15 protein-coding genes are annotated in these 26,868 nt (G+C 67.3%); 4 read left to right on the top strand and 11 right to left on the bottom strand.

All coding sequences use genetic code 11. The features are described 5' to 3' along the window. Positions 1-43: 43 nt before the first annotated feature. Complete coding sequence (locus L1F06_RS04115; protein ID WP_129482866.1) at positions 44-2,575, bottom strand: PepSY domain-containing protein; 2,532 nt, start codon at positions 2,573-2,575, stop codon at positions 44-46. Positions 2,576-2,811: 236 nt separating this feature from the next. On the opposite strand from L1F06_RS04115, the gene L1F06_RS04110 reads away from it, so the two are divergent. Next, on the top strand, positions 2,812-4,395 hold the full coding sequence (locus L1F06_RS04110; RefSeq protein ID WP_096827364.1) for a peptide chain release factor 3: 1,584 nt from the start codon (positions 2,812-2,814) through the stop codon (positions 4,393-4,395). 36 nt (positions 4,396-4,431) lie between these two features. Here the strand turns inward: L1F06_RS04110 and L1F06_RS04105 are convergent, their stop codons facing one another. After that, entirely contained in the window at positions 4,432-6,852 is a 2,421-nt protein-coding gene (locus L1F06_RS04105; protein WP_129482865.1) for a membrane-bound PQQ-dependent dehydrogenase, glucose/quinate/shikimate family, read from the bottom strand. 167 nt (positions 6,853-7,019) lie between these two features. Here L1F06_RS04105 and cobB point away from each other — a divergent pair, with 167 nt between their 5' ends. Next, entirely contained in the window at positions 7,020-7,727 is a 708-nt protein-coding gene (gene cobB / locus L1F06_RS04100) for a Sir2 family NAD+-dependent deacetylase (protein ID WP_129482864.1), read from the top strand. A 234-nt stretch (positions 7,728-7,961) separates the two neighbouring features. Here cobB and L1F06_RS04095 read toward each other — a convergent pair whose 3' ends face one another. The 4 genes from L1F06_RS04095 to ptsP form a co-directional block, all read right to left on the bottom strand. Next, a complete protein-coding gene (locus L1F06_RS04095) occupies positions 7,962-10,142 on the bottom strand; it encodes a hypothetical protein (RefSeq protein ID WP_129482863.1) in 2,181 nt (726 codons plus the stop codon). Between the two features lie 117 nt (positions 10,143-10,259). Then, complete coding sequence (locus tag L1F06_RS04090) at positions 10,260-11,984, bottom strand: fructose-specific PTS transporter subunit EIIC (RefSeq protein WP_129482862.1); 1,725 nt, start codon at positions 11,982-11,984, stop codon at positions 10,260-10,262. 11 nt (positions 11,985-11,995) lie between these two features. Next, on the bottom strand, positions 11,996-12,916 hold the full coding sequence (gene pfkB, locus L1F06_RS04085) for a 1-phosphofructokinase (protein WP_129482861.1): 921 nt from the start codon (positions 12,914-12,916) through the stop codon (positions 11,996-11,998). Further along, positions 12,916-15,759 (bottom strand): phosphoenolpyruvate--protein phosphotransferase, encoded by a 2,844-nt coding sequence (gene ptsP / locus L1F06_RS04080; protein WP_129482860.1) that lies wholly within the window; start codon positions 15,757-15,759, stop codon positions 12,916-12,918. Before ptsP ends, pfkB begins: the two co-directional genes overlap by 1 nt. Before the next feature lie 224 nt (positions 15,760-15,983). On the opposite strand from ptsP, the gene cra reads away from it, so the two are divergent. Beyond that, a complete protein-coding gene (gene cra, locus L1F06_RS04075; protein WP_003242756.1) occupies positions 15,984-16,976 on the top strand; it encodes a catabolite repressor/activator in 993 nt (330 codons plus the stop codon). A gap of 76 nt (positions 16,977-17,052) precedes the next feature. Here cra and L1F06_RS04070 read toward each other — a convergent pair whose 3' ends face one another. Further along, positions 17,053-19,095, bottom strand: coding sequence for an AsmA family protein (locus L1F06_RS04070; RefSeq protein ID WP_129482859.1), 2,043 nt, complete (start codon positions 19,093-19,095; stop codon positions 17,053-17,055). A gap of 153 nt (positions 19,096-19,248) precedes the next feature. On the opposite strand from L1F06_RS04070, the gene L1F06_RS04065 reads away from it, so the two are divergent. Further along, positions 19,249-20,028: a TatD family hydrolase gene (locus L1F06_RS04065; protein ID WP_129482858.1), complete on the top strand. Its 780-nt coding sequence runs from the start codon at positions 19,249-19,251 to the stop codon at positions 20,026-20,028. 21 nt (positions 20,029-20,049) lie between these two features. Here the strand turns inward: L1F06_RS04065 and L1F06_RS04060 are convergent, their stop codons facing one another. The 4 genes from L1F06_RS04060 to L1F06_RS04045 form a co-directional block, all read right to left on the bottom strand. Then, complete coding sequence (locus L1F06_RS04060; RefSeq protein ID WP_129482857.1) at positions 20,050-22,080, bottom strand: methyl-accepting chemotaxis protein; 2,031 nt, start codon at positions 22,078-22,080, stop codon at positions 20,050-20,052. A 339-nt stretch (positions 22,081-22,419) separates the two neighbouring features. Then, positions 22,420-23,253 carry a regulatory signaling modulator protein AmpE gene (ampE, locus tag L1F06_RS04055; protein ID WP_129482856.1) on the bottom strand — a complete coding sequence of 278 codons (834 nt, stop codon included), beginning with the start codon at positions 23,251-23,253 and terminating at the stop codon, positions 22,420-22,422. A 2-nt stretch (positions 23,254-23,255) separates the two neighbouring features. Continuing rightward, positions 23,256-23,807, bottom strand: coding sequence for a 1,6-anhydro-N-acetylmuramyl-L-alanine amidase AmpD (gene ampD / locus L1F06_RS04050; RefSeq protein ID WP_003242745.1), 552 nt, complete (start codon positions 23,805-23,807; stop codon positions 23,256-23,258). 375 nt (positions 23,808-24,182) lie between these two features. After that, positions 24,183-26,483 carry a DUF1631 domain-containing protein gene (locus tag L1F06_RS04045; RefSeq protein WP_129482855.1) on the bottom strand — a complete coding sequence of 767 codons (2,301 nt, stop codon included), beginning with the start codon at positions 26,481-26,483 and terminating at the stop codon, positions 24,183-24,185. Positions 26,484-26,868 lie beyond the last annotated feature (385 nt).

The following is a 26,868-nucleotide window of genomic DNA, read 5'->3' as shown; positions in this document are numbered from 1 at the left end:
GCAGCACCTCGCGGCGAGCGGCTTGCACCGCTCGCCCACCGGCTCAATACACGTCGCGGCGATAGCGCCCTTCCTCGATCAGATCGTCCACCTCTTGGTCGCCGAGCAGCTCGCGCAATGCCGCATCCACGCCGCCGGCCATGCCCTGCAGGCTGCCGCAAACGTAGATCGCCGCGCCCTCGGCCAGCCAGGCATGCAGACGCTCGCGCTGCTCGCGCAGCAGGTCCTGCACGTAGCGCTTGTCGGCCTGGTCGCGGGAGAACGCCAGATCCACATGCTGCAGCTCGCCTGCGGCCAGCGCCGCCTGCAGCTCGTCGCCACAGAAGAAGTCGCAGGCGCGGTTGCGCTCGCCGAACAACAGCCAGTTGCGCCCCTGCCCGGCCAGTGTCCGTGCGCGCAGCAGCGAGCGCAGTCCGGCCAGGCCGGTACCATTGCCGATCAGGATCAGCGGGCGGTCGTCGTCCGGCAGGTGGAAGCCGCTGTTGCGCCGCACCCGCGCCAGCAATTGCCCGCCGGCTGGCAGATGCTCGGTCAGCCAGCCGGAGCCCAGGCCCAGGCTGCCGTCGGCCTGCATGGCCTGGCGCACGATCAGTTGCAGCACGCCATCGGCCGCCACCGAGGCGATGGAGTATTCACGCGAACCCAGCGGCGCCAGGGCATCAACCAGCGCCTGGGCATGCAGGCCGACCAGATGCGCGAGGCTGTCCGGCAACTGGCGTTCGGCCAGGGCTTCGCAAAGGCTCAGCGCCTGGCCATCGAGGGTCACCGGCTCGAGGCCGTCGCAGCCGGAGTGCTGCAGCCAGGCCTGCACCGCAGCCGGCGCATGACGCGGACGAATCTCCAGAATGTCGCCGGCCTGCCAGGTGCTCTGCGCAGGCGGCGTCAGGCCGAGGAAAAACACCGGCGCACCCTGGCTGCCGGGGTTGAGCAGGCGCCGTTCGGCCAGCGTCCAGCTCTGCCAGGGCGCCTGTTCGAAGCGCATCGGCGCGGCGCCGGTCAGCTCGCTCAGCTGCTGTTGCCAGCGCTGCAGTGCGGCCTGGTCAGCGCCATCGACCTCGACGCTGTCGAACAGGCGCTGCGCGCCCTGCAAACCCAGCCAGTCGTTGATGCGCCGGGCGAAGCCGCAGAAGTGCTGGTACTGCCGGTCGCCCAGCGCCAGCACGGCGTAGCTCAGCTGTTCGAGCGGCAGCGAGCCGCCCAGCACCTTGCGCTCGAAACCCAGCGCGGCATCGGGCGCCTCGCCGTCACCGAAGGTGCTGACCACGAACAGCGCCTTGCGCGTCCGGCGCAGGCTGTCGGCATCGAGGCGCGACAGCGGCTCGACCCGCACCGGGATGCCGGCGGCCTGCAATTGCCCGGCGCTCTGCCAGGCCAGTTGCTCGGCATAGCCGCTCTGGCTGGCGAAGCCGACCAGCCAGCCTTCGCCGGAGTCATGCGTTTTCAGCGCACCGCGCGCAGCCGCTGCTGCGCGCTTCTTGCGTCGGCGATCCAGGTACAGCAGCCAGCCGGTGACGAAGAACAGCGGCATGGCCGCCGTGGCCAGCATCATCAGGATGCGCCCGGTCAGACCGAAGTATTCGCCGACATGCAGGGCATAGACGCTGGTCAGCAATTGCGCCTTGAAGCTCTTGTCGGCGTAGCGCTCATGGCGGCTGACGACGCCGGTAGCGGGGTCGATCTGCAACTGGTTGAAGGCACGCACATGCTCGGCGTCGTCGAGCACATAGAAGACCGTCGCCGGCTGCCCCGCCACCGGTGGCAAGCGCAGGTTCCAGGCGACCAGCCTGGGCCCGGCGGCCTGTTGCACGCCCTGCCAGATGGCCGAGTGATCGACCTGCAGTGCAGGCCCGGCGCTCGCATCACGTCCAGCGCGCGACCGCCCTTCGCCATGCTGCTCGGGCGGATTGTCCGAGAGCAGGCGCGTCAGCCCTTCGCGGTACCAGTCGTAGGACCAGTACAGGCCGGTGAGCCCGGCGCAGAGGTAGAACAGCAGCGCCCAGGTACCGGCCACGGCATGCAGGTCCCAGTTGAAGCTGCGACCCTTCTTCTTCCAGTCCAGTGTCAGCCAGGTGCGCCAGTTCAGCGCCTGGCGCGGCCAGCGCAGATACAGGCCGGACAGACAGAAGAACAGCAGCGCCAGGGTGCTGGCCGCGGTGATCTGCTTGCCCACTTCGCCCATGGCCAGGAAGCGGTGCAGCTGCAGCATCAGGCCGAAGAACTGCTGACCGACGGGCTCGGCCAGTATCTGTCCGGTGTAGGGGTCGAAGGTCACGCGCGGCCCGCGCCGCTCGCCCGGCGGCGGCGCGAGAAAGGCAGTGCCGGGGCCATCGTGGCGGCTATCGAGCCACAGGCTGGCGACCCGGTCGGCGCTGGCCGACTCGATCCTGGCGACCAGTTCGGCGGGCTCGAGCCAGCCCTGCTCGCTGCGCTGGATCTGCCAGCGCTCGGCATTCAGGGCCCGGGTGATCTCGCCCTCGAAACTGTAAAGGGCTCCCGTGATACCCATGATGGCCAGCACCAGGCCGGCGCTGATGCCGAAGAACCAGTGCAACTGGAAGATGATTTTCTTGAACACGACGGAGCAACCCCTGCCCTGACCCACTGCGACGGGCGGCTACTCTATATGGGAATAATTTTCATAACCATTCATTTACGCGTTATTTACGCATCTGCGCAGGTGCCGAGAGGCATCGCCCGGCGCGCTTGAGAAACCCGATGGTCGCCCCTCGGCCAGCGCCTGCAGTTATCGGTATAATCGCCAGTTTTCCAGGCACCAAGGTGCCTTCAACGCTTCCATCCAGGCACATATTCATGACCACCCAGGCCGCCGAAGTCGCCAAGCGCCGTACCTTCGCCATCATTTCCCACCCGGACGCCGGTAAGACCACCATCACCGAGAAGCTGCTGCTGATGGGCAAGGCCATCGAAGTGGCCGGCACCGTGAAGTCGCGTAAATCCGACCGTCATGCCACCTCCGACTGGATGGAGATGGAGAAGCAGCGCGGCATCTCCATCACCACCTCGGTGATGCAGTTCCCCTACCGCGAGCACATCGTCAACCTGCTCGACACCCCCGGCCACGAGGACTTCTCCGAAGACACCTACCGCACCCTCACCGCGGTGGACTCGGCCTTGATGGTGCTCGACGGCGGTAAGGGCGTCGAGCCGCGTACCATCGCCCTGATGGACGTGTGCCGCCTGCGCGACACGCCCATCGTCAGCTTTATCAACAAGCTCGACCGCGACATCCGCGACCCCATCGAGCTGCTCGACGAGATCGAGGCGGTGCTGAAGATCAGGGCCGCGCCGATCACCTGGCCGATTGGCTGCTACAAGGATTTCAAGGGCGTCTACCACCTGAGCGGCGACTACATCGTGGTCTACACCCCGGGCCACGGTCACGAGCGCACCGAAGCCAAGATCATCCAGAAGCTGGACTCCGACGAGGCCCGCAACCACCTGGGCGACATGTACGAGCGCTTCGTCGAGGAGCTGGAGCTGGTGCAGGGTGCCTGCCATGAATTCGAGCCCGAAGCCTTCCTCAAGGGCGAAATGACCCCGGTGTTCTTCGGCACCGCGCTGGGCAATTTCGGTGTCGATCATGTGCTCGACGCCGTGGTCGACTGGGCGCCGCGCCCACTGCCACGCGCAGCCAACGAGCGCACGGTGGAGCCGACCGAGGAGAAGTTCTCCGGCTTCGTGTTCAAGATCCAGGCGAACATGGACCCGAAGCACCGCGACCGCATCGCCTTCATGCGCATCTGCTCGGGCAAGTACACCCAGGGCATGAAGATGCGCCACGCGCGCCTGGGCAAGGACGTGCGCGTCGGCGACGCCCTGACCTTCTTCTCCAGCGAGCGTGAACACCTGGAAGAAGCCTACGCCGGCGACATCATCGGCCTGCACAACCACGGCACCATCCAGATCGGCGACACCTTCACCGAAGGCGAGAACCTGGGCTTCACCGGCATCCCGCACTTCGCCCCGGAACTGTTCCGCCGTGTGCGCCTGAAGGATCCGCTGAAATCCAAACAGCTGCGCCAGGGCCTGCAGGAGCTGGCCGAGGAAGGCGCCACCCAGGTGTTCTTCCCCGAACGCAACAACGACATCGTGCTCGGCGCCGTCGGTGTGCTGCAGTTCGACGTGGTCGCCAGCCGCCTGAAGGAGGAATACAAGGTGGAGTGCGCCTACGAGGCGATCAACGTCTGGTCGGCGCGCTGGATCGAATGCAGCGACGAGAAGAAGCTCAAGGAATTCAAGGACAAGGCCTACGAGAACCTCGCCGTGGACGGCGGCGGCCACCTCACCTACCTGGCCCCGACCCGCGTCAACCTCAGCCTGATGGAAGAGCGCTGGCCGGAGATCAAGTTCCGCGCGACTCGTGAGCACCACTGACATTGAACAAGGCCCGCTCTGCGGGCCTTGTTCCGTTTACTCATCTTCCTCCAGCGTCCAGGCCACCAGCGAGTCGCCCATGCGCGTACCGAACGAGCCGTGCCCGCCGGCCATCACCACCACGTACTGCTTGCCGGTCTTTTCCGAGACGTAGCTGATCGGCGTGGCCTGGCCGCCTGCCGGCAACCTGTCCTTCCACAGCTCCTCGCCGGTGCGCATGTCGTAGGCGCGCAGGTAGTAGTCCAGGGTGCCGCTGAGAAAGCCCAGGCCACTGGCGGTGATCAACGGGCCGCCGAGGTTCGGCACACCGACGGTCAGGGGAATACCCAGCGGCGCACTGTCGCGGCTGGTGCCGTTCTTGCGCTGCCAGACCTTGTCCATGCTGCGCAGGTCGACCGCGGTGACATAGCCCCATGGCGGCGCCTGGCATGGCAGCCCCAGCGGTGACAGGAAGGGCTCCAGGCTGACCATGTAAGGCGCGCCGAGGTTGGGTTGCAGGCCGCGTTCGCTGCCGCCGGCACCGGCCTGCTCGCCGCCCTCCTCGCGCTTGACCAGGCGCGAGACGAAGGCCAGGTAATTGGGCGCGCCGAAGAGGATCTGCCGCTGCGGATCGACCGCCACCGAGGGCCAGTTGAACACCCCGACGTTGCCCGGATAGATCAGCGAACCCTGCTCCGACGGCGGGGTGAAGTCGCCCTCGTAACGCAGTCGATGGAATTGGATGCGGCAGATCAGCTGGTCGAACGGCGTACCGCCCCACATGTCGCGCTCGTGCAGCGGCTCCTCGGGGGCATAGCTGAGTGCCGAGGCCGGCTGGGTCGGCGCGGTGAAGTCGCCCTCCACCGTGCCCTGCGGCACCGGCTGTTCGCTGACCGGCACGATGGGCTCGCCGCTGCGCCGGTCGAGCACGTAGAGGTCGCCGCGCTTGGTTGCCTGGATGATCGCCGGCACCGGCCCCTCGGGGCCTTCGATATCCACCAGGGTGGGCTGGGACGGCAGGTCGCGGTCCCACAGATCATGGTGCACGGTGCGAAACTCCCAGCGCACCCGTCCGCTTTCCAGGTCGAGCGCCACCAGCGCCGCGGTGAAACGCTCGGCCTCGGCGCTGCGCTGCACACCCCACTGATCGGGCGTCTGGTTGCCCATGGGGATGTACACCAGGCCCAGTGCCTCGTCCGCCGTGGCGATGGTCCAGGAGTTCGGCGTGCTGCGCACGTAGGTTTCGCCGGCTGGCAGCGGCTCGGTGGCATCGGGACGGCCAGGATCGAAGTTCCACACCAGCTCGCCGCTGCGCACGTCATAGGCACGAATCACCCCGCCCGGCGAATCCACCGAGCCGTTGTCGGTCACCGAACCGCCAACTATCACCAGCTTCTCGGTGACCACCGGTGGCGAGGTGGGCAGGTAGACGCCCAGCGCGTCATCGCCCAGGCCCACCTTGAGATCGACCATGCCGCCCTCGCCGAACTCCTCGCAGGGCTCGCCGTCGTGCACATCGAGCGCGTACAGGGTCGCGTCGTTGGTCGGCAGGAACAGGCGCTGGGTGCAGCGTGGCGGTGCCTGCGGCGAAAGCTCGGGGAGCGCGCCGTCTCGCGCCGCGATCAGCGGGCCGGCATAGGCAGCCGCATCGTGATAGGCCAGGCCGCGGCAGGTCATGTGCTGGTAGTACTCGGCCTGGCGATTGATGGCCGGGTCGAAGCGCCAGCGCTCCTCGCCGGTATCGGCATCCACGGCGATGGCGATGCTGTGCGGCGTGCAGATGAACAGGTTGTCACCGACCTTCAGCGGCGTCACCTGATTGGTAATCTCCCCGGGGTCGCCTTCACCGGGCAGATCGCCGGTGTGAAACTCCCAGGCCTTCTTCAGCCGCCCGACATTGGCCGAGGTGATCTGCTCGGCACCAGCGTAGCGTTCGCCACGCGACGAGCCGCCGTAAGCTGTCCATTCGCTGGCCGAACGCCGGGTCGGCACCGCGGCGGCAGCGGCCATGCGCGGCTCGTCGAAACGGCCGGGCAGGCGATGGTAATCCTGGGTCAGCGAATAGCCCGCCATGCCCGCGCCCAGCAGCAGGCCGATGCCCAGCACCACGCTGGCGCCGTCACGCCAGGGCTGCCCGGGGGCGATGTGCCGGTTGATCCACGGCAGCAGCAGCCACAGGCCGAGCACGCACCACAGGTCGATGCGCGGCGCCATCTGCCACCAGTCGAAGCGCACCTCGTACACCGTCCAGGCCAGGCTCGCCAGCAGCACCAGGGCGTACAGCCACAGGGCCGCCCGCTGGCGGCGATGAATCAGCACGCCCACCAGCAGCAGACCGAGGCCGGCCAGCAGGTAGTACCAGGACCCGCCCAGCCACGCCAGATAGGCGCCACCCAGCGCCAGCAGCGCACCGAGCATGGCGACCAGCCAGGCCGTCAGGGTGATGCGCAGGGGCTGCACCTTGTTGTTCTCGAACATTCCTAACTCCCCGAATCACCGCCCCGTCCAGACCGGGGCCGTGATCTGTGGATACGGAGCACAGGCGAGAGTTCAGGGATTCTGCGGCGGCATTAGGCTCAGCCAACTCCCCGCAGCACCGGCCTTGGCATAAAGTGGCGCCTGACCCCGATCTCCCTGGAGCGCCAATGTCTCATCCGAACATCGTCATCCTTACCGGTGCGGGGATTTCCGCCGAGAGCGGCATCCGCACCTTCCGCGCATCCGACGGCCTGTGGGAGGACCACCGCATCGAAGAGGTGGCCACGCCCGAAGGCTTCGCCCGCGACCCGGCGCTGGTGCAGCGCTTCTACGACATGCGCCGCGCCCAGCTGCGTGATCCGGCCATCGCGCCGAACGCCGGGCATCTGGCCCTGGCCGAACTGGAGGCCGGCTGGCAGGGCGATTTCCTGCTGGTCACGCAGAACGTCGACAACCTGCACGAGCGTGCCGGCTCCAGGAACCTGCTGCACATGCACGGCGAGTTGCAGTCGATGCTGTGCAGCAACAGCCAGCAGCGCTTTCCACTACTGGATGACATGCCGGTCAGCCGGGCGTGCACCTGCTGCGGCCTGGTCGGCACCTTGCGCCCGGATATCGTCTGGTTCGGCGAGATGCCCTATCACATGGAGCGCATCTACGACGCCCTGGAGCAGTGCGAGCTGTTCGTCAGCATCGGCACCTCGGGGCATGTCTACCCGGCGGCGGGTTTCGTCGAGCAGGCACGTCGTGCGGGCGCGCATACGCTGGAGATCAATCTGGAACCGAGCCAGGGCCATTCGCTGTTCGCCGAGAAACGCTATGGGCCGGCTACCGAGCAGCTGCCGCGCTGGGTGGCGGAACTGTTGGCGGGTTGAGCGGCATGAGCCCGGACGCCGTAGGGCGGACCGGGACGCCGGCCGCTCGTAGCGCCAGCGAACAGTCCGCCGCATCTCCGTGTCAGACACGTCCAACGGCGGCGCACTGCTTCGCGAGTACGCTCTACCCGGCTAAGAGCCACAGACCTTGTAGGAGCCAGCTTGCTGGCGATCAGTCTATCCGCCACAACAAGATCGCCGGCAAGCCGGCTCCTACAAAAGCACCCGCGCCCTTCAGCCAGCCGCGGCGTCGACGGGCGCCGCCGCTTCGGCCGGCACCTCCGGCGTCGGCTTGAACACGCCGTTGCTCCAGGCGTAGTAGCCCAGCCCCAGCGCCAGCAGCAGGGCGATGATCCAGGGCCATACCACCGGCTTGTTGGCATAGGGGTCGCGCAGCGCACGGTCGCTGCCCTTGGGCAGTACCGCCATCTGCGTGAGTTCGGTGCCGAAGGGAATGCTGATGCGCGCCTGGGCATTCACCGCCCAGCCGTTACCGTCGAGGATCGGCCCCAGGCTGCGCCGACGCAGCTTGAACCAGGCCAGCAGCATGGCAGGGCCGGAGATGGCCAGCAGCACGCAGATAAACAGCAGCGGAATCTGCCACCAGACCAATGACAGAATCCCCGTCACCACCGCGGCCAGCGCCGTGCCCAGGGCGCCGACGGCGAGGCCGATGGCGGCGAAGATCCCGGCGAACTTGGCGATATCGAACGCCGGTGCCGGCGTCGCAGCAGGCGCGGCGCCGGTTTCGCCGACCTTGGCCGCGGCCTTGTTGACCATGTCGGCGTCGCGGCTGGCCGCCAGCTTCTGCACCTGATCGGACACCAGCTTGGAAACGCGTCGATACGGCGACCAGAACGCCTCGCGGATGCTGATGGCGTTCTGCACCACCTTGACCACGGTGGCATCCCAGTCGTTGCCGTCGCGGTCGTAGAACAGACCATGGCGACCGGCCTGCAGGTCGCCCTCGCTACCGGCGGTCACCGCCACCACGATGTTCAGCGCCTCCTTGCCGCGCACCGGCTCGCCGCGACGGGTGCAGGCGCAGTAGAGCAGGAAGCAGTCGCTGGCCGCCGCCACCTTGGCATGCGCCTCGACATCGCCCACTTCCACCACCAGATCGCAACTCTTGCCGTCGATGTACAGCACGCCGGCCTGGAACACCGCCTTGTCCTGGCGGGCATAGAAACGCTGGAACGAGACAAAGTTTCGCAGCAGCTCAATCAGGCCGTGACGCAGGCGAATCAGCTTGTCCAGATCGACCAGGCCGCCAGCCGCCTCGGCCACCGCCTTGTCCTGCTCGACCAGGGCCAGCAGGCGCGTCTCGATGCCCTGCTCCACCAGTTCGAGAATGCGCCCGCGGCTCAGCACCTCGGCGATCGCCGGCTTGGGCGCCTCCGCCTGCCAGGCCAGGTAGTTGCCACAGAGCGTCAACAGGTGCTGCCACTGCTCGCGCGACAGGCTGTCCAGCTCGCCATAGACCGGCACCACCACGCGCTGACGGAAAGCGGCAATGGCGTCCTGCCAGGCCGGGTTGAGACCTTTGCTCAGCGGCAGATGATCGCCTTGCTGCACCGCGGCCAGCGGCAGGCCGGCCACTTCGCCGGCATCGGCCAGCGACAGCGAGGCCAGGCGCACCAGCTCCTCTTCTCGGGCGTTCATCAACGCCGCCGCGCGCGGGTCGAACTCAGCCATGGCCACACGGGTGAAATAGTCGTCGATCTTGTCGCGCACCGCGCTCAGCGTCTCGACCGCCGCCACCGTGCCCTCGCCGAACACGTCCAGCCCCTGCTCGGCGACCCGGGCATGCCAGGCGTGCATCTGCCGCGCCTGATCGAAGAAGGCAGCGATCTGCTCGACGCCGATGGCCGGCTCGCCACTGCGGTCGGTCTGCGCGCCCAGGCAGGCGATGATGTCGGCGATGGCCGCCTTGAGCGTGGCGTCGTCGGTAAGGCTGGCCGGCACCAGGCCGTCGCCGTTGGCCTCGTGCGGCGGGAACAGCTGCGCCAGGTTGGCGGTATCGGCTGGCGTCAGGCTATCGCCATCGGCACGCCCGAGTAGGCTCAGCAGGCGCTGGGCGGCCAGACGCAGGCGCGTGCCCTCGGCATCGTCGGTCAGCGAGGCCAGTTGCAGCGGCCCCGGCTGGAACAGCACCGCCGGGTCGGCCAGGCGTGCCAGGGTCCAGTCCACCACGTCGAGAATCTCCGGGGCGCGAATACGACCGTCCTTGTTCAGGTCGATGTAATCGAGCATGCGCCGGTCCAGCTCCAGGTTGTTCACCGGGCAGGCCAGGCTGGCCCAGAGTTTCTGGTCCAGGCCGCGCAGGGCGGCGAGGTCGGCCGGGGTTTCCAGTTGCACCTGATCGAAACCGCCGGCACGGAAGAAGCGCCAGCGATGCGCGAGAGCTTGAGTCATCTACAGAAGATCCTTTCTGGCTGAGGGGGATGGCGCCAAGGGGCAGGCGGGTGAGCCGCCGCCCCTACTTCCCAGGCGCTGATTAGGCCAGTGTAACCGAGCCTCGCGCCCCTGCACTCATTGCGCGCTGGCCACCAGCGGCTGCGCTTCGCCCTGCTTGATCAGCGCATAGAGCACGCCAGTGACCAGGCTGCCGGCGACGATGGCGAGCAGGTAGAGCAAGGCATGGTTGATCGCATTGGGGATCAGCAGCACGAACAGCCCGCCATGCGGCGCCATCAGTTTGCAACCGAAGTACATCGACAGCGCGCCGGTCAGCGCGCCGCCGGCGATGCTCGCCGGGATCACCCGCAGCGGGTCCTTGGCGGCGAAGGGTATCGCCCCCTCGGAGATGAAGCACAACCCCAGCACCCCGGCCGCCTTGCCGGCTTGGCGTTCGCTCTGGGCGAACTTGCGCCGCGCCAGCACGGTGGCGATGGCCATGCCGATGGGCGGCACCATGCCGGCCGCCATGGTCGCGGCCATCGGCGCATAACTGCTCGACGCCAGCAGGCCGACGGAGAAGGCATAGGCCGCCTTGTTGATCGGCCCGCCGAGATCGACGCACATCATGCCGCCGAGCAGCACGCCGAGCAGGATCGCGTTGGTGCTGCCCATGCCGTCGAGAAAGGCGGTGAGCCCCGCGAGCATGCCGGCCACCGGGCTGCCGACCAGGTAGATCATCACCAGCCCGGTGAACAGGCTGGCCACCAGCGGAATGATCAGAATCGGTTTGAGCGCCTCGACGCTGGCCGGCAGGCGCACCCAATGGGCGATGGCCTTGGCCGAATAGCCGGCAAGAAAACCGGCGACGATACCGCCGATAAAGCCGGCGCCCAGCGAGCTGGCCAACAGCCCGCCGATCATCCCCGGTGCCAGGCCCGGACGGTCGGCGATGGAATAGGCGATGTAGCCTGCCAGCAGCGGCACCATCAGCTGGAACGCGGTCTCGCCGCCGATCTTCATCAGCGCAGCGGCCAGGGTGCCCTCCTCCTTGAACGCCTCGATGCCAAAGACGAACGACAGGGCGATCAGCAGACCGCCGGCCACCACCATCGGCAGCATGTAGGACACCCCGGTGAGCAGGTGCTTGTAGGGGCCGGACTTCTCGCCGCTGGCGGCTGGCGCACTGCCGGCGCTGGGCGCCGCCTCGGCCAGCGGGCGTGCCTCGTTCAGGGCGCGTTCCAGGGTCTGTTGCGGCTGTTTCAGTGCCACGCCGGTGCCGCAGCGATAGACCTTCTTGCCGGCGAAACGGGCGGTGTCCACCTCGATGTCTGCGGCCAGCAGCACGGCATCGGCAGCGGCGATGGCGGCCTCGTCGAGCAGGTTGCGCGCTCCCACGGAGCCGCGGGTTTCCACCTGCAACTCGATGCCCATACGCATCGCCGCCTGCTGCAGCGCCTCGGCGGCCATGAAGGTGTGCGCCACGCCGGTGGGACAGGCAGTGACTGCCACCAGCCGCTTGCTCCCGCTCGGCGCGGCGGCATCCTCGGCATAGGGCCGGGCCCGCTCGGGGGCTTCGCGCAGAAAGCGCTGCGGGTCGGCCAGCGCCTCGGCCGGCGTGGCCTGCAGCAGGGGTTTGCCGACGAAACGGCCGAGCGCCAGCTCGCCGGTCTTGACCACCAGCACCAGATCGGCAGCGGCGATATCCGCCTCGCTCAAGGGCGCTCCGATGGCGCGGGCGTCGTGCACCTCGACACGGGTTTGCCAGCCCAGGCGCTCGGCTGCCGCCTGCAACAGACGCGAGCAGAGCACGCTGGTGACCTGGCCATTGGGGCAGGCGGTAACGATCAGCAGGTTCATGTCAGTGCCTCTTATTCTTCTATGGGGTGCAGTTGTACGGCCGCCTCGAGACGGGCCAACTGCTCGCGATCGTGGATGCCGAAACCGATCTGGGTGACCGCCTGCGCGGCCACCGCGGTGGCCAGACGCAAGATGCGTTCGGCCGGCCAGCCTTCGAGCAGGCCATGCAGGCTGGCCGCCAGCAGCGAGTCGCCGGCACCGACCGTGCTGGCCACCTCGACCCGCGGCGGCACCGCACGCAGGGCGATGTCCGGGCCATGCCAGTCGACACCGGCCGCGCCGCGCGACAGCAGCACATGCTCGATGCCCTGTGCACGCAGGCCCTGCACGGCGGCGGACAGATCGCCGCCGCAGACCTCGGCCAGTTCTTCCTCGTTGGGTTTGATCAGCCAGGGCGCGACGCCCAGCGCCGCACGCAGGGCCTCGCCACTGCTATCGGCCGCCAGCGGCACGCCACTGGCCTTAATCTGCCGCAGCAGGCCGGCGAACCATTGCGGCGTCACCCCACGCGGCAGGCTGCCGGCCACCACCACGGCGTCATGCCCGGCCAACAGCGGCTGCAGTTCGTCCTGCAGACGTTGCAGGTGCTCGGCCTCGACCTGCGGGCCGGGACCGTTGAGGTCGGTGATGCGACCATCGGCTTCGGCCAACTTGATATTGCTGCGCGTCTCGCCCGGCACGCGGACGAACAGGTCGTGAAAACCGCGCTTGTGCATCAGGCTGTCGAACGGTGCGGCGTTGGCGCGACCGAGAAAACCGGCCACGCTCAGGTTGTGGCCGAGGTCGGCGAGCACCTGAGCCACGTTCAGGCCCTTGCCGGCGGCGTGGCTGCGCAGCTCATGGCAGCGGTTGATCGCCCCGGCCTGCAGGCGCTCGAGGCTCAGGGTCAGATCCAGCGCCGGGTTCAGGGTGAGGGTCAGAATGCGTGCCATCAGTGCATCTCCGCGACCAGCGCGCGTACCGCGCCGGCACTGTCCAGGGTCAGGGCCCGTGCCGCCAGGGCACGAGCCTGCTGGCAATCCAGTTCGCGCACGCGCGCCTTGACCAGGGCAATCGAGCGCGGCGTCACGCTCAGCTCGTCGACGCCCAGGCCGACCAGCAGCGGCACGGCCAGACGGTCGCTGGCCAGTTCGCCGCAGACGCCGACCCACTTGCCCTCGGCATGCGCCGCCGTGGCGGTCATTTCGATCAGGCGCAGCACCGCCGGGTGCAGGCCGTCGGCCTGCGCCGAGAGGGTCGGATGACCGCGGTCGATGGCCAGGCAGTACTGCGTCAGGTCATTGGTGCCGATGCTGAAGAAGTCCACCTCGCGCGCCAGCACCGGCGCCAGCAGCGCCGCCGAAGGCACTTCGATCATGATGCCGAGCTGCAGATCGGCTACCTCGATCTCTGCGCGCAGGCGCTGCACCAGGTCACGCGCCGCGCGCCACTCCTCTACCGCGCCGACCATGGGGAACATGATGCGCAGCGGACGGCCATCGGCCGATGCCAGCAGTGCGCGCAGCTGGGTTTCGAGAATTTCCGGGCGCTGCAGGCTGAGGCGGATGCCGCGCACGCCGAGGAAGGGGTTCTCCTCGGCCGGCATCGGCCAGTAGGGCAAGGGCTTGTCGCCACCGACGTCGAGGGTGCGCACCACCAGCGGCCGGCCGTCCAGGGCGTCGAGCACGCGCCGATACTCGCGCTCCTGAGCGGCCTGGTCGGGCGCCTGGGCGTGCTCCATGAACACCAGCTCGGTGCGCAGCAGGCCCACCGCATCGGCGCCCAGTTCCACCGCATCGGCGGTTTCGCCACTGGCGCCGATATTGGCCGCCACCTCCACGCGCAGGCCGTCACGGGTCTGCGCCGCCTGCAGGCGTTCGGCATGCGCCTGCTCGCGGCGGCGCTGCGCCTGCTCGCGCTCACGCAGCGCCTGGTCGCGCTCGGCCGCAGCCGGGGCGACACGCAGCAGACCGCTGTCGCCATCGAGCAGCAGCGGCGTGCCCTGGGCCAGCGCCAGCATGCCATCGCCGGCACCCACCAGCGCGGGGATGCCCAGGGCACGGGCGATGATCGCGCTGTGCGCAGTGGCACCGCCGCGCGCGGTGACAATGCCGGCGACGCGCTGGCGATCCAGCGCGGCGACATCCGAAGGACCCACCTCGCTCATCACCAGGATGTAGGGCTCGCTCGGTTCCCCGGGCAGCTCCACACCGCACAGATGGGCCAGCACGCGGTTGCCGATGTCGCGCAGATCGGCAGCGCGCTCGGCCAGCAACGGGTCGTGCAGCGCCTCCTGACGCCTGGCCGCGGCCTCCACTTCCAGCTGCCAGGCCGCCTCGGCACTGGCGCCAGTGGCCAGACGCGCCTCGACATCCTCGCGCAACGCCGGGTCGTCGAGCATGGCCAGGTGGGCACTGAAGATCTCGCGGATGCTCGCCACACCGGCACCGTCCACCAGGCGCTGGAGCTGCGCGGCGACGCTGCGCAGCGCCTCGTCCAGGCGGCTGCGCTCGTGATCGCCGCCCTGCCCCCGTTCGGCGAAGGTGAAGACCGGCGGCGTGCGCACCAGCGCCGGCCCCATGGCGATGCCCGGCGAGGCCGCCACGGCCTGCAGCGAGCTGCCGGCCAGCGGTGCGACCGGCGCGGCCGGCGCCGATGCCTCTTCATGCAGCGGTTCCACGGTTTCCCCCAGGCCGGCTGCAAGCGCCGCGCGCAGCGCCGGCAACGCCGCATCGGCGATGCCGGGCTCGGCGCTGAATTCCAGCATCTGCCCGCGTCGCGCGCCCAGCGCCAGCAGGCGGCTGAGGCTCTTGGCCGAGACCCCGGCGCCCGCATCGCCCTGCAGGCGCACGCGAATCTCGCCGGCAAAACCTTGCGCCAGTTCGCTGAGCACCTTGGCCGGGCGGGCATGCAGGCCATGGGCGTTGAGCAGCGGCAGCGCCAGGCTCGGCCAGTCCGGCGGCACCTCGCCGCCCAGCGCCTCGATCACCTGGCGGCTGTCGCTGGCTTCGCTGAACGCAGCGGCGCGCCCGCCGATCAATACGTCGCACAACCGCTCCAGCGCCTGTCGATGCGCCTCGCCCTGGCTGGCCAGGCAGAACAGGCCGCGCAGCGCCTCATCGCGAAAGCTCAGCGGCTGCGCCGGGGTGACGAAGGCCAGCCCCGGCCGCTCGACGCTGGCCTCGCTGTGCAGCCACCACAGGCCGTCGCCCAGCGGCAGCGGTTCGCCACGCGCCAGCCCGAGGGCGAAGCCGCTGCTGGCGCAACCGGCCTGGCGCAACAGGCGCGCGCCCTGCCAGAGCAATTCGTCGAAGTCTTCAGCCGGCTGCCCCAGGGCCACCAGTTGCCCGTCCAGCGCCAATGCCTGCGGCGCGCCCTGCAGCAGTTCGAGGATCTGCGCCGGCTCACGCGCCTCGCGCAGCGCCTGGCTCAGATCCCCCTCGCCCAGGGCGCGGGTCAGCAGTTGCAGCAGATGCAGGTGCTCATCGGACTGGGCAGCGATGGCGATGGCCAGATGGACCAGCTGGCCGTTGCCCCAGTCCACGCCGGCGGGAAACTGGATCAGGCATACGCCGGTGCGCAGCACCTGATCGCGGGTCTGCGGCGTGCCATGGGGAATGGCGATGCCCTGACCGAGAAAGGTCGACCCCTGGGCCTCGCGCGCCCGCAGGCCCTCGAGATAAGCCGCAGTAGCCAGGCCGGCACTGGCCAGCGCGTCGCCGAGCATGGCCAGGGCTTCGTCCTTGTTCGCCGCAACCCGGCCCATCTGGATCTGGCTGGCATCGAGTTCGAGCATGGGGTACCTCCGGCTTATTGTTGTAGGTGCGAAACCTGCGCGCAGCCTGCTGCGCGTCGGCCCCGGAGCGGGGAACAGGTTCCAGACTAGTCGATGAAGCGTTTTGCTGAAACGATTCATCAAGCACTGGCACCTTAGCCGATAATGGGTGATCCTTGAAGCCCGGTCGTCGTCACGACAGGTTAGACTCCCCGCCCAAAACCTTTCTTCAACAGGGTGCGCCTGTGAAACTCAGCGACATCGCCCGCCTGGCTCAGGTCTCGGTGACCACCGCCAGCTACGTGATCAACGGCCAGGCCGAACGCCGGCGTATCAGCCCGGCAACCGTTGCGCGGGTGCTGGCCGTGGTGCAGGAACATGGCTACAGGCCGGATCAGCAGGCCGCCAGCCTGCGCCGCGGACAGAGCCGCTGCCTGGGCTTCATCCTCCCCGACCTGGAGAACCCCAGCTATGCGCGCCTGGCCAAGCTGCTGGAGCAGAAGGCGCGGGCCGCGGGCTACCAGTTGCTGATCGCCAGCTCCGACGATGACCCCGACAGCGAGCGGCAGCTGCTGGAGCTGTTCCGCTCACGCCGCTGCGAAGCGCTGATCGTCGCCAGCTGCCTGCCGGCGGATGATCCGCTGTACCCCGAGCTGGTCGCCTCCGGCCTGCCGGTGGTGGCGGTGGACCGCGCGCTGTCGCCTCAGCACATCCGCTCGGTGGTCAGCGATGACGAACAGGCCGGCCGCCGCCTCACCGAAAGCCTGCTGCAACCGGCGCCGCGGCATATCGCCCTGCTCGGCGCACGCCCGCAGCTGGTGATCAGCCAGGCGCGCGAACGCGGTTTCCGCGCGGCGCTGGCCGGCTTCGACGGCCGCGTCAGCGTCTATCACGGCGAGCTGTTCAGCCGCGCCAGCGGCCACCGCCAGATGCGCGCACTGCTGGCCGAGGCCGGCCCGCCCGACGCGCTGCTGACCACTGCCTACGTGCTGCTCGAAGGGGTATTCGATGCCCTGCGCGAACAGGGCGGCGCGAGCTGGCCGGCGGTGCGCCTGGCCACCTTCGGCGATACCCAGTTGCTGGATTTTCTGCCGGTGCGGGTCAATGCCATGAGCCAGCAGCACGAACGCATCGCCGAACGGGTGCTGGCCTGGACGCTGCAGGCGGTCGAGCAGGACGACTATCAGCCCGGCATCGAGGCCATCGAGCGCAGCTTCAAGGCCCGCACCCAGAGGTAGGGTGCGCCATGCGCAGCAAATGCTGGGGAAGATCGGTGCGCGCAGCGCACCCTAAATCCAGCTCCGATGCCTCCTGCTAACCACCTCGGATCTTCTGCAACAGCGGCTCGCACTGGCTCGGCTCGTCACCCGCGCTGGGCGCCACCAGCGCCAGCAGACCGGCCGCCGGCGCCACCGCCACGCCCAATGCCACAAGCCCGGCACCACGCAGGGCCAGCGGCGTCGCCTGCACCCCCGGCGCCGGCTGCTTGAAGGTCCCGCGCACGTACAGCGGCGAACGCAGGGAGAAGATGCGAAAGCCCTTGGTCGCCGGGGTGATGGTGAAATCCAGGCGCTCGCTGGCGAAGTTGGCGCTGCCATCGACCTTGATCACCGCGTTCTCGGTGTCGATGACGAACAGGCGCGTGCTCATCAGGCCCTGCTTGATGCCGAGGTCGGCGGCCGCGCAGTTGATCTTCACCTCCTCGTCACCGAACAGCCGGCCCACCAGGTAATTGCCGACGTTCAGCCCGGCGATCTCCATCAGCCCGCGGCTGACCGCCCCGTCGTTGATCAGCATCTTCAGCTCGCCGTTGGCACCGCCCAGCAGGGCCGCCACCGAATTGCCGCTGCCGCTGAGACTGGCGTCGCCATTGAGCGCGCCGAGGCTGGTCTGCATCGGCGCGAAGGTGGGGAACAGCTGCTTGAGCCTGAGCTCGCGCGCGCTCAGGCGCAGCTGCCCCTGCATGGGCGTGAGCGCACCGTTGAGGCGAATCTGCGCGTCGAGCGTGCCGCCGGCCATGCCGAAGCGCAGCGGCTCCAGGCTGAGCATGCCGTCGTTGAGCAGCACATGGGTGTCGAGGTTCCTGATGGGTAGCTGCTCACTGTGCACGATGCGCTTGCCGACGAAACGCACGTCGGCGTCCATGGTGCGCCAGCGCTCGGTACGAAACTCCGCGACGGGCAGCACCTTGTTCGCCGGCTGGCGATCCTGCTCGCCGCGCTTGCGCTTGTCGGCGGCAGAGTCGGCACCGATCAGCGGCGCCAGGTCGCTGAACAGCAGTTGATTGGAGGTGAGTTGGCCGGACAACTTGGGCCGCGGCTGGCGGGCGACGAAGGTCAGGTCGCCATGAATGTCGCTGGCGCCGATGCGCCCGTTGAAATCGAGGTAGCGGAAGATCGCACCATCGGCGTCGCGCAGGTCCGCCTGCAGCCTGCCGTCGGTGCTGTAGGCGGGCGTGTCGGGCAGGGTCACGCCGGTCAGCGGGTAGAGCTGGCTCAGGCTGTTGCCGGACAGCTGCAGGCGCAGGTCCAGCGCGCCGAGGTTCTGCGGGTCGGTCAGGCTGCCGGCGACGCGGATACGGGTAGCGCCGATGCGCAGATCGGCCTGCAGCGGGAAAGGCAGCGAGGCATCGTGCAAGGCCAGCAGGCCACCAACCTTGCCGTCGCCGATTATCGGCTGGCCGCGGAAATCGCCCTTGGTCCGCCAGGCGAACGCATAGTCCTGCGCCGCCGCCCGATCGGCAGCCCCCTTGCCGACGATATCGGCAAAGGGAATCGGCTCGCCGAGCGGCTCCACCACGGCTTCGAGGCGCGTCTTGCTGCTCCGGTCATCGAGCTGAACATGCCCCCTGGCGAAGGCGATGGTGCCGATGTCCAGGGTCCAGGCCGCGGGCTCGTCGCGTGGCTCGGCCTCGGCGTCCTTGCCGAGGTCGAAGCTCCAGTTGGCGCGGCCATCGCCCAGGCGCTGCAGATCGACGAGGGCGGTGCCCAGCTCGATGCTCGGAATGCTCACCGTCTTCCACAGCAGCGGCAGCGGCGCCAGGCGAAAACGCGCGCTGTCGAGGCTGACGAAGGTGTCGCCCTGCGCCCATTCAGGGTTGCCCAGGCGCACCTGCTCGGCAGAAAAATGCGGCCATGGCAGCCAGCCGCTCAAGCCCCGTTCCCCGGCCTCGGGCCTCCAGACCACACGCAGGTCGCCCTCGATGGCGAAAGGCCGCTGCAGCGCCGTCGACACCTGCTCGTTGATCAGCGGCCGAGCACGGTTCCAGTCGAACAGCGCGAGAAACAACATCAGCACCGCCACCAGCAACAACACCACGGCGACCAGCCAGGCCAAAGCTCTGCGTATGCGCTGCAACCTTCTTCCTCCATCGAAACCAAGCCGCCTGCTTGTATCCGTTCGACTGGAAAAATGCGGCGGCGCTCCCTGCAGCTGGCAGGAAGTGGAACAATACGGCAATCCGCGCCCGGATGCCTGCTGGCCACGAGCGACATCAACCGGAGGCAAGCGATGCACCTGATCGACACCCACACCCACCTGGATTTCCCCGACTTCGACGCCGATCGCGACGAAGTGCTCGCGCGCAGCCGCGCGCTGGGCGTGCAGCGCATGGTGGTGCTTGGCGTATACCAGGCCAACTGGCAACGCCTGTGGCAACTGGTGGAGGCGAACGACGGCCTGTATGCCGCCTTCGGTTTGCACCCGGTCTATCTGGATGATCACCGGCCGCAGCATCTCGATGAACTGCGCACCTGGCTGGGCAGGCTGGCCGGACACCGCAAGCTCTGCGCCGTCGGCGAGTTCGGTCTGGATTACTACCTGGAGGATCTGGATCGGCAGCGCCAGCAGACGCTGTTCGAGGCGCAGCTTGAGCTGGCGAACGAGTTCGAGCTACCGGTGCTGCTGCACGTGCGCCGCGCCCATGCCGCGACCATCGCCACCCTCAAGCGCTGGCGGCTGAAGCGCGGCGGCATCATCCATGCCTTCGCCGGTAGCGCCGAAGAGGCACGCGAGTACATCAAGCTGGGCTTTTGCCTCGGTCTCGGCGGCGCCGCCACCTGGCCGCAGGCCAATCGGCTGCGCAAGGTGATGGCGCAGCTGCCGCTGGAGGCCCTGGTGCTGGAAACCGACTCGCCGGACATGGCCCCGGCCATGCACCCCAATCAGCGCAACAGCCCAGAATACCTGGCGGACATCTGCACCGAGCTGGCGGCGCTGTGCGGCGTCACGGCCGAGGAGCTGGCGGCGGCCAGCAGCCGTAACGCGGATGAGCTGTTCGGCTGGGCATAGTGATGGTGCGCACAGCGCACCCTACACCCGGAACGCGCCGATCAGCTGCTTGAGCCGCGCCACCAGCTCGCTGAGCTCGCGGCTGGCCTGCTCGGTCTGGCTGGCGCCGGCAGCCGTGCGCTCACCGGCATGGTTGATCTCGACGATGTTCTGATCGATATCGTGCGCCACCGCCGTCTGCTGCTCGGCCGCCGCAGCGATCTGCTGATTCTGGTCGACGATCATGCCGACCGCGCCGAGGATGTTCTCCAGCGCCTGCTGCACCTTGCCGGATTCACTGACCGTGCCGTCGGCCATCTGGTGGCTGGCGTTCATCGCCTTCACCGCGGCACCGACGCCACCCTGCAGCTTGGCGATCATCGCCTCGATTTCCTCGGTGGACTGCTGGGTGCGCTTGGCCAGGTTGCGCACCTCATCGGCCACCACGGCGAAGCCGCGGCCCTGCTCGCCGGCCCGTGCCGCCTCGATGGCCGCGTTGAGCGCCAGCAGGTTGGTCTGCTCGGCGATGCCCTTGATCACGTCCAGCACCTGACTGATGGCGGCACTGTCGCTGGCCAGCTGGTTGATCACCGCCACCGACTGGTCGATCTCACTGGCCAGGCGCTGAATCGCACCGACCTGCGCCTCGACCAGCGCGCGACCGCTGACGGTCTCCTGATTGACGCTCTGCGCACTGCCCACCGCCGCGGCAGCACTGCGCGCCACCTCCTGGGCAGTGGCGGACATCTGGTTCATCGCCGTGGCCACCTGTTCAATCTGCGCGCGCTGGCCAGCCACCGCCTGGTTGCTCTCACCGGACACCAGTTCGACGCGATCGGCCTGGCCGCCGACCTCGCCCACGGTATGCCCGACGCGCTCGATCAGATCGTGAATGCGCGCCACGGTCTGGTTGAACACCTGGCCCAGCTCGCCCAGCTCGTCGCGGCTCTGCGCGCGGAAGCTGACCGTCATGTCGCCTGCTGCCACCTTGTCCATCACCTGGCCAAGGGTCTTCAGGGTGGTGCGCGTGGACACGTAGAAACCGCTGTAGAGGTAGACGATCAGCAGGAACACCACCACCAGGGCGACCACCAGCAGCACCATCTGTGCGCGGTTATCGACCAGGCGCTCGCTCAGCTGGCTATCGAGGAAGGCCAGCAGGCCGTCGTTGAAGGCGTAGGTCTTGGCCATCTGCTGGCTGACCTGGTCGTAGAACTGGGTCCAGGGCGTGTCCAGGCTATCGGCGATGATCACCTGATCCTCGAACAGCACGGCACTGTCCTTGAGAGTCTGCCGGCTGGCCTCGGCCAGACCGCCGAGGCCGTTCTGCGCGGCGACGTTGCCGGCCAGCGCATCCTGCAGGTTCAGGCCGTACTCGGCATGCAGCTTTTCCAGTTGCAGCAGCAGATCGTCGAACTTGGTACTGGCCGCGGAGTTGAGAAAACCCTGGCCCAGGGAATAGGCACCGACCGCGCGGCCCTGACTGAGCACGTCGGTGACTTGCGGCGTGACATTGGTGATCAACTCGGTGATCTGCCGCACCTGGCGTTGCGGGTCCTGGCTGAGGCCGGCCTGGCTGGCCACCAGCTTGATGAACACCTGGGAGGAGCCGAGCAGCTTCTCGACTATCACCGTCTTGCTTTGCAGGGATGTCTCGGCCACCGCGCTTTTCAGCTCGGCCAGCAGCTCATCGCGCTTGGCGACGAACTCGGCCGCTTGCTCGGCGTCGCGCGCCACGGGTTGCAAGGCTTGCAGACTGTCGGCCAGCGACTGCTGCAGCTGACCGATGCGACCCTCGAGATCGCCAGCCTGGCCGGACTGGCCGATCATCGCGTTGATCTGCACCAGGTCGTTGAGGCTCTGCAGATCCCGACGCAGCCGCAGGCTGCCGCCGAGCAGCTCGAGGCTCTCCAGGGCCGTCTGCGTACCGACGAACTGGCGATAGGAGTCGCGCACCAGATAGAAATTGGTGACCAGCATGGGCAGGAAGAACAGAACGCTGATCAGGCTGAACTTCATGCCGAAGCTGAGGCGGTTCATCAGCGCGATGGCCGGATACAACACGGTCTTCACTAGACGTCTCCAGTTGCCATTATTGTTATTAGATCACTCGAACGGCCGCGCAGCCTCTCATGGGCTGTCGACGGTGTCCTGTGCAGCCCGACCTGTGAATGCGAGTGAACGCAACGACCACCGGCAGATAAATGTGACGCAACGCACCAAACAGGATCGGCTACGGCACCTTATATACCCGTTATCGACACCGCTCTGTGTAACTTAAGGTTAAGAGCATGCCGCGCTCCTTGTCCCCTTACCCTGGTTCGCAAGCGGATTTGCAAGGCAGTCGGGCGGCGCAACCCGTGCGTTAGTGGACCAGCGCTTCTGCCGGAGCGCTGTATCTGGAAGGCCGTCTTAGACCAGTAGCACCCACAGCGCGTAGCCGGCGTACCAGACCACCGCCGCGCGAATCAGCAGCTGCCACAACTGATCCAGGGTATCGACGCCCGCCTCGCCCATCACCGGCTCGGGCATCTCCCCGGCGGCGCGCCCTGCCCTGATCACCACCTGCGCGGCCGAGATGTCCCAGCTCAGCAGTTCATGCAGCAAGGCGCGGCTGACCGCCACGAAGTTGCCGACCAGGGCAAAGCTGGCGGCCAGTACCCGCGCCGGCAGCCAGTCGAAGGCATGGCGCAGCTGCACGGCACGCTCGCGTAGCGCCGGCTGCTCGGCATGCTCGGCGCTCATGGCCAGCAGACGGTAGGCCAAGGCCGCCATCGGCCCCAGCAGCAGATACCAGAAGATCACCGCGAAGAAACTCTGATAGGCCTGCCACAGCAGATGCCCCTGAACCTGCTGCAGCAGCAGCGTGCCGTCCTCGGGTTGCAGGGCGAGGTCGCGTTCAGCCACATGATAGGCGGCCTGCCCGTCGCCACGCCGCCAGGCATCGCGAAACGGCCCCAGTGCAGCCAGCAGGTCGCCGCGGCCCAGGCTGTAGATCAGCACCAGCAGATGCACCGGCAAGGCCAGCCAGCCATATGCCAGCGGCTCGAGAATCAGCAGCACCAGCCCCAAAGCCAGCACGGGCAACAGCACCAGCACCGCCAGACACAACCAGGGCGCCTGTTGCAGGCTGCCCTGCTGCAGGCGCTGCAACTGCGCGAGCCAGGGACCATCCTGCTGGATGCGCAGGCGCCAGGCGGAAAATTTCTCGACCCACAGCACCAGCACAATCACCAGAAAACTCATCGCTACCGCTCCTTCAATGCGTTGTGCAGGCGCGTCCAGTCGAACGCCGGGCCAGGGTCCGTCTTGCGCCCCGGCGCTATGTCGCTATGGCCACGAATGCGTTGCGTCGACAGCGCCGGGTAAGCGTCCAGCAACTGCCGCGTCAGCGCGGTCAGCCTGGCGTATTGCGCGTCGGTATAAGGCTGATCATCGGTGCCCTCCAACTCCACGCCGAGGGAGAAATCGTTGCAGTTGTCGCGCCCCTCGAACCAGGACACGCCGGCATGCCAGGCGCGGTCCAGACAGGAAACGAATTGGGTCAGCGCGCCGTCGCGCTCGATGAAGAAGTGCGCGGAAACCTGCAGCGTGGCGATCTCGGCGAAGAAGGGATGTTCGTCCAGCGGCAGACGGTTCTGAAAGAATGCCTGCACCCTGCCGGTACCGAACTGCCCGGGCGGAAGACTGATGTTGTGCACCACCAACAGGGATATCTCGCCGTCAGGACGAGCATTGAAATTCGGCGACGGGCAATGGCGAATGCCCTGGAACCAGCCGGTGGAAGGGTCAAGCTGCATGCGGCGCTCCTGATCGAGTCACCACTCTAGAGCAGCCAATCGCAGCGGCCAAGAGCGAGACAGCAACAGGATGTGCGCAGGCGGGGAGGCAATGCTATTCACTCAGAGACCAGGGGATTGGCTCTCCTCTCCCATTTATTGGGGGCACGCCGAGTGGAGAGCGGCCGAGAGAACGGCGAAACGACCTGCCTCCCCTCTCCTCGCAGGAGTGAGAGGCTGACCGTGTCAGAACATTTCTTAGGGGAACGGCATTACACCGAGAGGGAAGCAGTTCAAGGCAAGACGTATACAGGTCGAGACCTGACGGGCCAGACAACGGCCCGCAGGCAACGCGTACGCCAAGCATCTCGCAGGAAGCACTCCTGCGAGAACCCGTCAGCTGTGCTTGAGCTTGCGCAGATTGCCGATGACCGATTCCAGAGCGCGGTCGAACAGCAGAGCATCGTCGAGCAGGCGTACGGCGTTACGGCGGAACTCCACGGCCAGCGCATTGCGCGTCTTTTCCAGCACCTTCATGCCGGTGCGGTTGACGAACACATACTTGCCGGTGGGCTTGATGATGGCCGCCAGCTTGCAGCGCAGCTTGTGCTCCTCATCTTCCTGGATTTCCACCCAGCTACCCACACGCAGACTATCCACCTGCAGCAACGCCTCGTCGTCGTCCGGCAGCACCACGTCAGGCTCCTGCGGACGGGTCTGGCCCGGTGCGAGCAGAACGATCTCCTCGACCACCTCGACCATAGCCGGGGTATCCTCGACCTCTTCGGCCGTCGGCAGCTCCAGCAGCGGCAGTTCGATGCCGGCTTCGCTCGGATCGGTATGCACCGCATCTTCGGCAGCGGCCGTCTCGGTTTCCGGGGTGGCGCGCTTGAAGCGCTGGAAGGCCTGCACGTGCAACGCCTCCAGCTGGCTGAAGAATTCGCTGGTGGAGAACGGATCGAAGGCCGCGCTGGCCATGCCCTCGCGCAGGGACTTGAGCAGGCCGGGCACCAGCTCCAGCAAACGCAGACGGGCTTCCGGATCTTCGTGCGGCGAAACGCTCCAGACCAGATCGTCCATGGTCTGCAAAGCAGCCTGCCACTCGTCCGAATCCACGCCATGCTTGAGGCAGGTCAGCATCAGCACCTTGCTCCAGGCCTCCTGCAGCAGACGCACCACCACTTCCGGCAGAGTCTTGCCCAGCAGACGCTCGTTAAGCGCCTGCTCGACCTGGCGGCGAGCCAGCTCGGCCTTGGCGCTGCCCTCTTCGGCGTCGCGGGTGCGCTGTTCCAGCAGTTCGCTACGACGACGCTCATCGCCAGTGAAGGCCATGAACTCGGCAAGCAGCTCGGAGAAGATCGCCGGGTCATCGACGAAGTCGTTGAGCAGACGCTGCACCACCTGCTCGATCTTCTGATACAGGCTGTCGCGCTGGGCGTCGTCCTGATCGACCCAGCCCAATGCCGCAGAAGCGATTTCGTTGAGCAGGCGACGAGCCGGATGGCTGCCACGGCTGAAGAAGGTCTTGTCCAGCACCGCCACCTTGAGCATCGGAATTTGCAGGCGGCCGATCAGCGCCTTGAGCGAATCGGGCAGCGTGCGGTCGTCGAGAATGAATTCGAACAGCATCGACACCAGGTTGATCACGTCCTCGTCGACCTCACCCACCACGCGCGCCTTGCCAGTCTTGGCACTGGCACGGGCGAGCAGCTGCTCGAGCTGGTCGCGCAGGTCGAAATCCTCGAGGCTGACCTGCATCGGGGTACGCTGCTGCATATGCGACAACAGGCGCATCAGGTCGTTGCTGGTGATCGGCAGTGCATCGGCGACCTGGGCGCGGCGCGGCATGGCACTGCCGCGCACCTGGGAAAGCAGATCCTGCAGGGCACCGAAGACTTCCTGCACGCTCTCGTCAGCCCCTTCCAGCAGGGGCATGCGCTCGTCACCGGCAGAGTGGGCATGACTGGTGGCAGCCGGACGTTGCTGGCGGCGCGGCGGCGCAGACTTGAGTTCGGGCAGAACACCGGCGCTGACCAGCGCCTGGTTGGCCTCGGCGTAAAGCTGGTCGCAGCCGCCCAGCACGTACTTTTCGAACAGTTTGAGAATGATCAGTTTGACCTTGATCTCCACGCCCAGGCCGCTGCAGGCGTCGAGGAAATATTCGCTGAGCAGGGTCGGACCGAGCGGGTTGCTCTTGTCGTCGAGCTTCTTGCTGATCACCGCATTGAGACGGGTGGTGAGATGGCCCAGCGCCATGGCGTCGCGGCTCATCACCTTGGCCACCATGGCGTCCAGCGCCACGGTTTCCTCGAGTTCGTCGTTCTGCACCAGGCTCAGGCTGTCGAACGACACCGCATCCAGCGCAGGCTGCGGCTTGCCGATTTCGTACTGATTGAGGGTGGAGAAGGCTTCGAACACCTTCTGCAGGAAACCGCGCTCAATGTTCTTGCGCTTCAGACGCAGGTCGCGCATCGCCTCGAAGAAGGCATTCTGCTCGGCATTGGTGGTCGCCCGATCCGCCATTTCGAAAAGCGTATCGTCGGCATTGTCGAACAGGCTCTGCAGGCTCTGCTTGAGCTGTTGCGCGGCTTTGTCACGCACCTGAATCAGCGCCACGGGCAGTCTTCCTACCGGCGAAGTTGGCGATTGCTCTGTGGCCGCCTTGTTCAGGTGAACCACGTTCGCGTCGGTCTTCATTCTAGTCTCCCGCAGACTGCTCGAACCCGAGCCTCCTGGTCTGCACAGCGTCAACCGAGCGTCGTCCGTAACGTCAAAGGCCTGGCGTCAATAATGAAAAAAGTAAAGGCATTATAGGGAGGCTGCGCGCCATACCAAGCCAATTTTTCACGCATACATGATGCAGATCACAGATAGCACCCAGCCACCTCCAGACGGTCGTTCGCGCAGGACCGGCGTGGCGCATCTACAGCGTATAGCGCTCGGGCAATAGGCGCTGCACCGGCGGTCGGCCCGAACCATGCCCGCTCACAGCGTAGGAGCCGTGCGCCGCGGCAAAAGTGCCGGGTTTCTCGCGAATGAATCCGATAAGGCGCAGCCCCTGCCGGCCATTGCCCTGCATCCG

Origin of the sequence: Pseudomonas hydrolytica (assembly GCF_021495345.1) — a bacterium.
Classification (GTDB): Bacteria; Pseudomonadota; Gammaproteobacteria; order Pseudomonadales; family Pseudomonadaceae; genus Aquipseudomonas; species Aquipseudomonas hydrolytica.
This window is presented reverse-complemented; position numbering and strand designations above follow the sequence as displayed.